1 pseudogene is annotated in these 233 nt (G+C 51.5%); it reads left to right on the top strand.

Going from position 1 to position 233, the window contains the following annotated elements:
* Positions 1–233 (top strand): annotated as a pseudogene (locus DWX96_RS14915) (ABC transporter ATP-binding protein); the annotation flags it as partial.

The raw sequence follows: 233 nt of genomic DNA, 5'->3' as shown, positions 1-233 counted from the left end.
ATCTTACATCCCCAAATGATCCTTGCCGATGAACCGACGGGTGCGCTGGATTCTAAGAACGCAAGAAGTCTTATGGAGAAGCTGTCCGGCCTGAATCGTGACGAACAAGCTACGATCCTGATGGTAACCCATGATTCCAATGCCGCCAGCTTTTGCAAGCGCATTCTGTTCATCCAGGACGGCGTGATCTTTCATGAGCTTCGGCGTGGAGACGAAAGCCAGCAGGAGTTCTA

The organism is Roseburia sp. AF22-2LB (assembly GCF_003461125.1).
GTDB classification, from domain to species: Bacteria; Bacillota; Clostridia; order Lachnospirales; family Lachnospiraceae; genus Roseburia_C; species Roseburia_C amylophila.
This window is presented reverse-complemented; position numbering and strand designations above follow the sequence as displayed.